This is a genomic window from Nocardia cyriacigeorgica GUH-2 (assembly GCF_000284035.1).
Taxonomy (GTDB): Bacteria; Actinomycetota; Actinomycetes; order Mycobacteriales; family Mycobacteriaceae; genus Nocardia; species Nocardia cyriacigeorgica_B.
This window is the reverse complement of record NC_016887.1, coordinates 1,414,479-1,426,290: the sequence shown is the minus strand read 5'-3', so window position 1 is coordinate 1,426,290 and position 11,812 is coordinate 1,414,479. Positions and strand designations below refer to the sequence as shown.

Sequence of the window (11,812 nt, the reverse complement as noted above, 5' to 3'; positions counted from 1 at the left end):
GGAGCAATCGCCGCGCAAATGGGCCGGCGACCAGCGGTTACTCGGTCGCGACCGGCCCTCAGCGCCGTTTCCGGGTGCCGAACAGGGTGCGGGTGATCTCGCGTCCGGCGACCGTGGCCGCCGAGCGCAGGAAGCTCTTGACCGCCGGATTCTTCATGATCCGTTCGGCGGCCGAATCCTCCTCCGCGCTCGGCGACCGTCCGGGCACCGGCTGCGGCTCGGCCTCCGGTTCGGCCGCCGCGACGTTGGCGGCGAGCATCTCGTAGGCCGATTCCCGGTCGACGGTCTGGCCGTATTTGCCGTGCAGGGCGCTGGCCAGCGCGCGGGATTTGATGGCGTCGGCGCCGATGGTGTCCATCAGCGAACGCGGCGGCTGAATCCTGGTCCAGGCCACCGGCGTCGGCGCGCCACGCTCGGACAGCACCGTCACGATCGCCTCGCCGATACCGAGGGAGGTGAGGGCCTGCTCCAGGTCGTAGGTGTCGGTCTTCGGGTAGGTGCGCACCGTCTTCGACAGCGCCTTCTGATCGTCGGGGGTGAACGCGCGCAGTGCGTGCTGCACGCGTGCGCCCAGCTGCGACAGCACCGCGTTCGGGATATCGGTGGGCAACTGGGTGCAGAAGAACACACCCACGCCCTTGGAGCGGATCAGCTTGACGGTCTGTTCCACCTGATCCAGGAAGGCCTTCGACGCGTCGGCGAACAGCAGATGCGCCTCGTCGAAGATGAAGACGAGCTCGGGTTTGTCCACGTCACCGACCTCGGGCAAGGTCTGGAACAGATCGGCGAGCACCCACATCAGGAAGGTGGAGAACATCGCCGGGCGCGCGGCCTGCGCGCCGAGTTCGAACAGCGTGATCACGCCCTGATCGCCCTCGGTGCGCAGCAGGTCGGCGGGGTCGAGTTCGGGCTCGCCGAAGAAGGTGTCGCCGCCGTCGGCCTCCAGGTTCACCAGCGCCCGCAGGATCACCCCGGCCGTCGAGGCCGAAACCCCGCCGATGCCTTGCAGATCCGCCTTCCCTTCCGGACTGGTGAGGTGCTGGATCACCGCGCGCAGATCCTTCAGGTCGAGCAGGCCGAGGCCTTGTTTGTCGGCCCAGTGGAAGATCAGCCCGAGGGTGGACTCCTGGGTTTCGTTGAGCCCGAGCACCTTGCTGAGCAGGATCGGGCCGAACGAGGTGATGGTCGCGCGGATCGGCACCCCGAGACCGCCGGTGCCGAGGGAGACGAATTCGGTCGGGAATCCGGTCGGCGCCCAGTCGGTGGCGGCGGTCTCGACCGCGCGCTGCGCCAGCTTCTCGTTCTGCTCCCCCGGCCGCGACAGGCCCGACAGATCGCCCTTCACATCGGCCAGCACCACCGGCACGCCCGCCCGGGACAGCTGTTCGGCGATGCCCTGCAACGTTTTCGTCTTACCGGTGCCGGTCGCGCCGGCCACCAGCCCGTGCCGGTTCATCGTGCGCAACGGAATCCGCACCCGGGCAGACGGATCGACCGTGCCGTCGACGATCACGGTGCCCAGTTCGAGCGCCACGCCCTCGACCGCGTATCCGGCGGCGATCTCCTGCGCGGCCGGCGAGCCGCCGCTGGTCGCCGTGCCGCCGGAGTCGACTGCCGTAGTGCCGGGCTCGGCAGCTGATCCAGCCGCCTCACCCGACGCACCGCCGCCACCATCGGATCCGGCTGTCGCGGTATCCGACTCGGCCGTGGCACCCCCGGAACCGCCCGACTCGGCCGCGGCCGCTTCGGCTTCGGCGGCCTCCGCCGCGGCCGCCGCCTCCGCTGCCACGCGCGCGGCTTCCTCGGCTGCCTTTCGCGCGGCCGCGGCCTTCTCCTGTGGGCTGGTCATCGCAGGTCCTCCTGTGTCGAGCCGAACACCCGCCGGCGGAGGCTCGCGGCGGTGCCGACCGCGACTCCGGGAGCTCCGCGAGGGCGGGTACTTCGCCTGCGGCTTTCCCGCAGTATCGAACGCCTAACCGGACTTCCGAGCGGCACGTCGTCGCGGGCGAGCCGGGCCGACGTGCTTGGCCAACAGCGTATCGCCGGATCCGGCGCGCACAGGCGAAGTGAGGTAATCGGACACGCCCGGTTCCGCGCTGACTAGGGTATGGCGAGTGTCCGACAAATTAGTGGTGTGGATGGATTGCGAGATGACCGGGCTGCGCCTGGACAGCGACAAGCTGATCGAGGTGGCCGCACTCGTGACCGACAGCGACCTCAATATCCTCGGCGACGGCGTCGACATCGTCATCCACGCCGATGACGAGGCCTTGGCCGCCATGCCGCCGGTGGTCGCCGACATGCACGCCCGCTCCGGCCTCACCGATGAGGTGCGCCGCTCCGCGGTCACCCTGGAAGAGGCCGAGCAGCAGGTGCTCGACTACATCCGCCAGTTCGCCCCCACCCCCGGCACGGTGCCGCTGGCCGGCAACTCGATCGCCACCGACCGCGCCTTCATCGCGCGCGATATGCCCGCCCTCGACAGCCACCTGCACTACCGGATGATCGACGTCAGCTCGATCAAGGAGCTGTGCAGGCGCTGGTACCCGAGGATCTACTTCGGCCAGCCGGAGAAGGGCCTGACCCATCGCGCGCTGGCCGATATCAAGGAATCCATCCGCGAGCTCGAGTACTACCGCCGCACCGCGTTCGTGCCCGCGCCCGGCCCGTCGACCGCGGAGATCGCCGCGGTGGCCGCCGAGGTCATGGGTGAGCAGGAAAACCCCCAGGTCAGCGACGCGCCGGTAACCGATTAGCTCCAAGAGGGGTTGACGCGCTACTATCGACCGCGCCGGTATCGCACCGGCGATGGTGAGTGTAGTTCAGTTGGTAGAGCACCAGGTTGTGATCCTGGCTGTCGCGGGTTCGAGTCCCGTCACTCACCCCACGAGGTTCGGGCCCGGGAGAATTCTCCCGGGCCCGAACTTTTTTCACCGTGCGAGAATGCGTCATGGCCATCAAGATCGATGCCCTCGACTCCGCGCTGCTGGCCGAGCTGGCGGCCGATCCGCGCGCGCCGATTCTCGAACTCGCTCAGCGGCTGGGCATTGCCCGCAACACCGTCCAGGCCAGGATGAAGCGGCTCGAATCCTCCGGCGCGGTGCGCGGATACCCGCCCGACGTGGACTTACAGGCCGTCGGGTTCGCCGTGCACGCGTTCCTTGGCATCGAACTCGACCAGAACAAGATGGACGCCATCGTCGAGGCGTTGCGTGCCTTCCCGCATGTGCTCGAGGTGCACGCGACGACCGGACGGGCCGACCTGCTGGTGCGCATCGCCGCCCGCACCCAGCAGGACCTGCTCGAGATCATCCAGCGGGTGCATGCCATCCCTGGCGTCAAACACACCGAGACCATGCTCGCGCTGGCCACCCCGATCCAGTACCGGTGCCTGCCGATCGTCGAGCACCTGACCGAGAACCCGCCCACGTCCTGATGTGACCCAGATCTCCCCCGGCTCGAGCAGACTGACGCACACGCCGGAGTGCTCCAGATCACTTTTGAGCAGATTGATCAACCTTTCTGCCGACTGTTGACACAGATCACCCATCCACGGCACATTTCGCTGCACCGAACGCAAGTCCCTTCGTTTGCAGCTCACGATCTGGGTTGTGGAAAGAGTGGTGAGGTGTCATGACGACCGTTGCCTGTCCGACCTGTGTGCCGCAGGCCGAGCCGACCGCGCCGTACGACCTCGCCGACCGCTACCGCTCCGGGGCCGGCCCGGTCCTGCTCACCGGCGTCCAGGCCATCGCGCGGCTGCTGGTCGAACAGCATGTGCGCGATATCCGGGCCGGGCGCCGGGTCGCGACGTTCGTCTCCGGTTATCAGGGCAGCCCGCTGGGCGGGGTGGACAAGATGCTGTCCGGCATGCCGGAGGTGCTCGCCGAACACGACATCACCTTCGTGCCCGGGCTCAACGAAGAGCTGGCCGCGACCTCGGTGTGGGGCAGCCAGGCGGACCTGCCCGCGGGCCGTGCGACCCATGACGGCGTCGTCGGGGTCTGGTACGGCAAGGGACCGGGCGTGGACCGCGCCACCGACGCCATCCGGCACGCCAATATGTACGGGGTCAACCCGCGCGGTGGCGTGCTGCTGCTGGTGGGCGACGATCCGGCCTCGAAATCCTCGACGGTGCCCGCGGTGAGCGAGCGCTCGCTGGCCGCGCTGGGCGTGCCGGTGCTGTTCCCGCGCAATGCCGAGGAAATCATCACCATGGGCATGCAGGGCGTGGCGCTGTCGCGGGCCTCGGGTTGTGTCGTGGCGATGAAGATCGTGGCCGACGTCGCCGACGGCGCCTGGACGGTGGACGCCTCGGTCGCCGACCGGCCGATCGTCGTGCCCGAGGTGCGCTGGGAGGGCAAGCCTTTCACCTACCGGCAGCGGCCGATGGCGGCCCCGACCGACAGCGTGCTGGCCGAGGCCGATCTGTACGGCCCGCGCTGGGCGATGGTCCGGGCCTATGGCGCGGCCAATGATCTCGACGTCATCGAGGTGAATCCGGCCGACGCCCGGATCGGCATCGCCGCGACCGGCACCACCTTCGACGCGGTCCGCCAGGCGCTGCTGGACCTCGGCGTCGACGAGGCCGCCATGCACCGCGCCGGTATCCGGCTGCTGCGGATCGGTATGCCCTACCCGATCGGGGCGGGCGTGGTCACCGAGTTCGCGCGTGGCCTCGACCAACTGGTGGTGGTCGAGGACAAGACGGCGTTCATCGAGACGCAGATCCGCGAAATCCTCTACGGCACCGCGGATGCCCCGCGGATCCTGGGCAAGCAGGACGAGCGCGGTGCCCGGCTCATGCCGGTCGACGGTGAGCTCACCGCGGGCCGCCTGCTCGGCCCGCTGCGCCGGGTGCTGCGCGATCGGGTCGAGCTGAAAAGGGCCGCGCCGCCGCCGCTTTCGCTGGAAGTGCTCTCCGCCAAGCGGACGCCGTACTTCTGTAGCGGCTGCCCGCACAATCGCTCCACCGCGCTGCCCGAGGGCTCGATCGGTGGCGGCGGCATCGGCTGCCACACCCTGGTCACCATGTCCGGCCGCAGCGACAGCGCCGTCACCGGATTGACCCAGATGGGTGGTGAGGGCAGCCAGTGGATCGGCCAGGCGCCGTTCACCGACGTGCCGCATCTGTTCCAGAACATCGGCGACGGCACCTTCTTCCACTCCGGCCAGCTCGCCGTGCAGGCGTGTGTGGCGGCCGGGGTGAACATCACCTACAAGCTGCTCTACAACGAGGTCGTCGCGATGACCGGCGCCCAGGACGTCGAGGGCATCCTGACCGTCGCGCAGCTGACCCACAAACTGACCGTGGAGGGCGTCAAGAAGATCATCATCTGCGCCGACGAGCCGCAGCGGCACAAGAAGAAGGACCTGGCCAAGGGCACGCTGCTGTGGCATCGCGACCGGCTCGACGAGGCGCAGAAAATGCTGCGCGAGATCAAGGGCGTCACGGTGCTGATCTACGACCAGCACTGCGCCGCCGATGCCCGCAGGCAGCGCAAACGCGGTGCGCTGCCGGTGCGCAACACCCGCGTGGTGATCAACGAGGCGGTCTGCGAGGGTTGCGGCGATTGCGGCACCAAGTCCAACTGCCTGTCGGTGCAGCCGGTGGAGACCGAGTTCGGCCGCAAGACCCGCATCGATCAGACCTCCTGCAATACCGATTACAGCTGCCTGGACGGCGACTGCCCGTCGTTCGTGACCGTCGAGCTCACACCACAGAAGAAGAGCCGGAAAGCGCCGAAGGCCGCCGAGCCGCCCGCGGTGCCCGATCCGGGTCTCGGCGCGCCGTCGGGCACGCAGAACGTGCTAATCGCCGGCATCGGCGGCACCGGAATCGTCACCGTGAACCAGGTGCTCGCGACCGCGGCCCTGCGCGCGGGCTACGAGGTGGAAAGCCTCGATCAGATCGGTTTGAGCCAGAAGGCCGGCCCGGTCGTGTCGCATCTGCGGTTCTCCGCTTCGGCGCTGGAACCGTCCAACCGGCTCACCCCGGGCAGCGCCGACTGCATCATGGCCATCGACCTGCTCACCGCGACCGACCCGCGCTACCTCCAGTACGGCGATGCGGCGAGCACCATCGCGGTCGCCTCGACCAGCCAGACCCCGACCGGCGACATGGTCTACGACAAGTCGGTCGGCTACCCCGGCACCGGCCTGCTGCTCGACCGGCTGGACGCGGTATCGCACTCGCTGCGGCACTTCGACGCGCTGGCCGCCGCCCAGACACTGTTCGGCAATACCGCGGCGGCCAATTTCCTGATCGTCGGTGCGGCCGTGCAGAGCGGTGGTCTGCGGCTGCCTGCCGCGGCGATCGAAGAGGCCATCGGGATCAACGGTGTGGCGGTGGACAGCAATATCGCCGCCTTCCGATGGGGTCGCGCCGCCATCGCCGATCCGGCGGCGTTCGCCGCGGCTGTACATGAGGGGCAGCCGCGGCGCACCCCGCCGCCGGTCCCGGCGGATCTGCTGGCGCACACCACGATCGACGGCGAGGTGCGACGGCTCGTCGAGCGGCGCGCGGCCGAACTGGTCGGCTACCAGAACGCCACTGTGGCGCGGCGATACGTTGCGACCGTGGAGCGCGTGTGGTCGGCCGAGCGCGCGGTCACCGAGCGCACCGACTTCAGCGCGGCCGTGGCGCGCGGGCTCTATAAGTTCACCGCCTACAAGGACGAGTACGAGGTGGCGCGGTTGCTGGTGGACCCGGCGTTCCTGGCCGAGGTGCAGGCCCAGGTGCCGGGCGGGGACAAACTCACCTACAAGCTGCATCCGCCGGTGCTGCGGGCCATGGGACGGCGCAAGAAGATCGGGTTCGGACCGAAATCGCATGGGGTGCTCAAGGTGCTGGCCAAGGGCAAGGTACTGCGCGGCACCAAGTTCGATCCGTTCGGCTACGCGCACGTCCGCAAGGTCGAGCGCCGGTTGCTCGCCCACTACACCGATATGGTGTGCCGCCTCGCCGACGGCTTGACCGGCGAGTCCTACGACACCGCGACGAAGGCCGCCGAACTGCCCGATGTCGTCCGCGGATATGAGGACGTGAAGCTCGGCAACGTCGAGCTGTACTGGGCCGGACTGCGCGAACTCGGCATCGAGCACTGAGCCGGCCTACCGCGCGAAACCCGCACGGGCCCTGTGCCGCACACGGTGCGGGAAGCCACGGCTACCGGCCGCTCACAACACAGCGACAACAGAAATCCGCCGCACACCCGCGGCGAACCACCCAGCCGCGGCAGCTCCCAGCCCACCGGCACCGCTGCCCGGCGCCCAGGAAAGGAATCGACAGTGACAGTTCTGCACACCGATGCAGGAGTCTTCGGCCGCTCGCATGAGCTCAGCGCCCGCCGCCACGAGCAGGTGGTGTTCTGCGAGGACGACAATACCGGCCTGAAGGCGATCATCGCGATCCATTCGACCGCGCTCGGCCCCGCCCTCGGCGGCACCCGCTTCTACCCGTACGCCGACGAATCCGCGGCGTTGCAGGACGTGCTGCGGCTGTCGTGGGGCATGACCTACAAGGCGGCGGCTGCCGGTGTGCACCTGGGCGGCGGTAAGGCCGTCATCATCGGCGACCCGGCCACCGACAAGAGCGAGGCGCTGCTGGCGGCCTACGCGCGGTTCGTCGACACCCTCGGCGGGCGCTACATCACCGCGGGCGATGTCGGGACCAACACCGACGATCTCGACGTCATCGGCCGCCACACCCGCCACGTCACCGGACGCAGCGTCGCGGCCGGCGGCTCCGGCGACAGCGCCCGGCTGACCGCGCTCGGCGTCTTCCACTCGATGCGCGCCGGCGCCGAATCCGTCTGGGGCGCACCGACCCTCGCGGGCCGCACGGTCGGCGTCGAGGGTGCGGGCAAGGTCGGGCGCGAACTCATCGCGCTGCTGCTCGCCGACGGCGCGGAGGTCTGCGTCGCCGATGTGAACCAGGCGGCCATGCAGCGGGTCGCGGACGAGCACCCCGCGGTGCGGCTGCTCGGCGCGGTCTCGACCGCACCCGTCGACGTCTACGCACCCTGCGCCCTCGGCGCCACCCTGACGCCCACCAGCGCCGCCGATATCGAAGCGAAGCTCATCTGCGGCGCCGCCAACAATCAGCTGGCCGAGCCGGGCGTGGAAGAGCTGCTCGCCGAGCGCGGTATCACCTGGGTGCCCGATTTCGTCGCCAACGCCGGCGGGCTCATCCAGGTCGCCGGCGAGCTGCGGGCCGCCGCACCGGCCGAGGTGGAGTTCGAGGTAGCGGGCATTTTCGACCGGTGCCGCGACATCATCGCCACCGCCCGGGCCGAGGGCATCGGCACCGGCGCGGCCGCCAACCGGTTCGCCGAACGCCGCCTCGACGCCATCCCGCGGTCGCTCTGACGGCGCCGGCGGACTCAGAGAGGAGACCTGCAATGGCGATCGCGAGCGGAATGTTCCGCACCAAATCGGTGGAACAGTCGATCCGGGATACCGACGAACCGGATTCGAAACTGCGCAAGGACCTGACGGCCAAGGACCTCACCATCTTCGGTGTGGCGGTCGTCATCGGCGCCGGCATCTTCACCCTCACCGCGCGCACGGCGGGCACGGTGGCCGGGCCCTCGGTCTCGCTCGCGTTCGTCTTTGCGGCGATCGCGTGCGGGCTGACGGCGCTGTGCTACGCCGAATTCGCCTCGACGGTTCCGGTGGCCGGCAGCGCCTACACCTACGCCTACGCGACCTTCGGCGAGGTCATCGCCTGGATCATCGGCTGGGACCTGATCCTGGAATTCGCGCTGGCGGTCTCGGTGGTGGCCAAGGGCTGGTCGCAGTACCTCGGCGAAGTGCTCGGGTCCAGCGCACCGGTGGTGCAGATCGGATCGGTGCACTTCGACTGGGGCGCGGTGCTGATCATCGCGATCGTCGGCGTGCTGCTGGCCACCGGGACCAAGCTGTCCTCGCGGGTCTCGGCCATCGCCGTGGCGATCAAGCTCGGCGTGATCGCCCTGGTGCTGGTGGTGGGCGCGACCTACTTCAAGCCGTCCAACCGAACGCCGTACGTGCCACCGTCGGAACCTTCGGAGAAGGCCGAGGGCGTGCGCCAGTCGCTGTTCGCCTTCCTCACCGGCTCCGGCGGCACCAGCTACGGCTGGTACGGCCTGCTGGCCGCGGCCAGCCTGGTGTTCTTCGCCTTCATCGGTTTCGACGTCGTCGCCACCACGGCCGAGGAGACCCGCAATCCGCAGCGTGATGTCCCGCGCGGCATCTTCGGTTCGCTGGCCATCGTGACCGTGCTCTACGTCGCGGTGTCGCTGGTGCTCACCGGCATGGTCTCCTACACCCAGCTCGCCGACGGGAATGCCACCCTGGCAACGGCTTTCGCCCTCAACGGGGCCACGTGGGTGAAGAACATCATCGCCATCGGCGCGCTGGCCGGGCTCTCGACGGTGGTCATGGTGATGTATCTGGGCCAGACCCGGGTGCTGTTCGCCATGTCGCGCGACGGGCTGCTGCCGCGCAGCCTGGCCCAGACCGGTCGCAAGGGCACGCCGGTGCGGTTGACCGTCCTCGTCGGCGTGGTCTGCGCGCTGCTGGCCGGGTTCGTCGACTTCGGCACGCTCGAGGAGATGGTCAATATCGGCACCCTGGTCGCCTTCGTGCTGGTGTCGGTGGGCGTGCTGATCCTGCGCCGCACCCGCCCGGATCTGCCGCGCGGTTTCCGGGTCCCGTTCGTGCCGGTGCTGCCGATCCTGGCCGCGCTGGCCTGCCTGTGGCTGATGCTCAATCTGTCGATCGAGACCTGGCTGCGGTTCGTGGTCTGGATGGCCCTCGGCACGGTCGTCTACTTCACCTACAGCCGGTCCCATTCGTTGCTGCGCCGCGAGCCGGCGCCGGAGGACAAGAGCCTCACCCCGGTGCAGTAAGCGATGACGCGGGCCCCCGGTTCACCGCGGACCGGGGGCCCACGCATGTCCGGACCCGCGGATGTGAGGTGTGAAACGATCGTGGTCCGAATGTGTGGTGCATCTCAGTACGGGTCCGTAGACTGCGCTGAGGGCAGCCACCGTGGCGCGCCCGTTCGACGAGAAAGACAACATCTCCTGATGCGTTCCGCGGTAATCGCAGCCTTCATCGGCGCCACCCTCGTCACCGGATCCGCCGGGACCGCCGCGGCGGGGGTCGGGCTGCCGGACATGCCCGACTCCGGTTCGGCCAGCAGCGGCTCGGCCGGCGGTCTGGCCACCACCGGATCCTCGGGCACCGGCTCGGCCGGGCTGCCCAACCTCGATCGACTGCTGCTCGGCGGCGAGAAACTGCTGTGCGCGGCCACCGGCAGTGCCGCGGCCATGGCGGGCACCGCCCACCTCGGGTGCGGCATGCTGCCCTGATCGAACCCAGAAACGAAGCGAGCGGGCGCCGGATTCACCGGCGCCCGCTCGTGCATTTTCTGGTCGGCTCAGCCGACGTCGGCGTTGCCCGCCTTCCACTCCGACCACGGGATATTCCAGTCACCGAGGCCGTCTACCCCTGACAGCGTGCCGCCGACGGTGTTCTTGACGATGGTGATGTCACCGCGCTTGGCGTTCTCGAATACCCAGCGCGCGTTCTCCGGGCTCAGATTCAGGCAGCCGTGACTGGTGTTCGAATAGCCCTGCTGCCCCACCGACCACGGCGCGGAATGGAAGAAGATGCCGCTGTAGGAGATCCGCGTCGCGAAATCGACCGGCGTGCGATACCCGTCGGGCGAGTTCACCGCCACACCGTAGGTGGAGGAGTCCATGATGATCTCGCGGTGCTTGTCGGCCACGATGTAGATGCCGTTGTCGGTGGGCGTGCTGTCCTTACCCATCGAGGTCGGCATGGTCCGGATCACCTCGCCGTTCCTGGTGACCGTGACCTGCTTGGTGGCGTCATCGGCGGTGAAGATCACCGCGTCGCCGATGGTGAAGTAGGAATGGATGTCATCGGCACCGTAGAGGCCGTCACCCAGGTTCTTGCCGTAGACGTTGACGTCGATGGTGACCTTGGTGCCCGGCGCCCAGAAATGCTCCGGCCGCCAACGCACTTCGCGATTGTTCACCCAGTAGAAGGCACCCTCCACCGCGGGCTCGGTGGTGATCTTGATGGCCTCCTGGGCGGCCTTGCGGTCGGGGATGTTCTCGTCGAACTGGATCGCCACCGGCTGGCCGATACCGACGACCTCGCCCTCACCGGGGATGAGATAGGGCTTGGTCTTGTTGTCCGGCGAGGTGGTGGTGAAGCTCATCGTGGTGGTGGTCGCACCGCCGAGCCCGACCGCCTCCGCGACCAACTGATAGGTGCGGCCGTAACCGAGCGGTTCGGTGGTCGCCCACGAGCGGCCGTCGGCGGCGAGCGCGCCGCTGACCGGCTGCTGCTCGGGCGTGAGCAACGACACGTTGGTGAACTTGCCGTCCTCGACCTGGAACGTCAACGGCGCGGCCGGCGACACACCGACATCGCCATCCTTGACCGGCGCGAGCAGCTTCGGCTTGATCAACTCGGTGATGGGATTGCGGTCGATGGGCACCGACGCGTCCGTCGCCTGCGACGACGAGCACGACGGCAATGCCAACGCCACGACCGCGAGCAGGACCAGCGGTCCTGCGAGTTTCCACGTCGACCGATGTCGACCTCGACCAATGCGCATCTCAACCCCGTTTCAAGTCCCGGTGCAACAGCCCGCACCGACGGCTTCGGATCCCACCGACTACCCACCGAGCTCAACCCACCGCGCCGGGCGGGACCGGTCGAGACCACGTCCTGACATTCTGCCAGCCCGGCAGGCGGTTCCCAACGTGATGACCGGCTCGCCCCGGCGAGT

General features: G+C 68.8%; 8 protein-coding genes and 1 tRNA gene. 7 read left to right on the top strand and 2 right to left on the bottom strand.

The genetic code is table 11. From position 1 onward, the window contains the following. Window positions 1-58: 58 nt before the first annotated feature. Complete coding sequence (locus tag NOCYR_RS06475) at window positions 59-1,849, bottom strand: helicase HerA-like domain-containing protein (RefSeq protein WP_014349553.1); 1,791 nt, start codon at window positions 1,847-1,849, stop codon at window positions 59-61. A 265-nt stretch (window positions 1,850-2,114) separates the two neighbouring features. Between NOCYR_RS06475 and orn the strand changes: the two genes are divergently transcribed. From orn to NOCYR_RS06440, 7 genes are all read left to right on the top strand, one after another. Further along, window positions 2,115-2,756 carry an oligoribonuclease gene (orn, locus tag NOCYR_RS06470; RefSeq protein WP_048833050.1) on the top strand — a complete coding sequence of 214 codons (642 nt, stop codon included), beginning with the start codon at window positions 2,115-2,117 and terminating at the stop codon, window positions 2,754-2,756. A gap of 55 nt (window positions 2,757-2,811) precedes the next feature. Beyond that, window positions 2,812-2,887: transfer RNA gene (locus NOCYR_RS06465), tRNA-His, on the top strand. 63 nt (window positions 2,888-2,950) lie between these two features. Beyond that, window positions 2,951-3,436, top strand: coding sequence for an Lrp/AsnC family transcriptional regulator (locus NOCYR_RS06460; RefSeq protein ID WP_014349551.1), 486 nt, complete (start codon window positions 2,951-2,953; stop codon window positions 3,434-3,436). A 197-nt stretch (window positions 3,437-3,633) separates the two neighbouring features. Further along, window positions 3,634-7,107, top strand: a complete 3,474-nt coding sequence (locus NOCYR_RS06455; protein WP_014349550.1) for an indolepyruvate ferredoxin oxidoreductase family protein — start codon at window positions 3,634-3,636, stop codon at window positions 7,105-7,107. 183 nt (window positions 7,108-7,290) lie between these two features. Next, window positions 7,291-8,370, top strand: a complete 1,080-nt coding sequence (locus tag NOCYR_RS06450) for a Glu/Leu/Phe/Val family dehydrogenase (RefSeq protein ID WP_014349549.1) — start codon at window positions 7,291-7,293, stop codon at window positions 8,368-8,370. 32 nt (window positions 8,371-8,402) lie between these two features. Then, window positions 8,403-9,893 carry an amino acid permease gene (locus tag NOCYR_RS06445; protein WP_014349548.1) on the top strand — a complete coding sequence of 497 codons (1,491 nt, stop codon included), beginning with the start codon at window positions 8,403-8,405 and terminating at the stop codon, window positions 9,891-9,893. Window positions 9,894-10,073: 180 nt separating this feature from the next. Continuing rightward, a complete protein-coding gene (locus NOCYR_RS06440; RefSeq protein WP_048833046.1) occupies window positions 10,074-10,358 on the top strand; it encodes a hypothetical protein in 285 nt (94 codons plus the stop codon). 68 nt (window positions 10,359-10,426) lie between these two features. Here NOCYR_RS06440 and NOCYR_RS06435 read toward each other — a convergent pair whose 3' ends face one another. Further along, the gene (locus NOCYR_RS06435) at window positions 10,427-11,638 is read right to left on the bottom strand and encodes a L,D-transpeptidase (RefSeq protein ID WP_052315489.1); all 1,212 of its coding nucleotides are present in this window, start codon (window positions 11,636-11,638) and stop codon (window positions 10,427-10,429) included. Window positions 11,639-11,812: the final 174 nt, after the last annotated feature.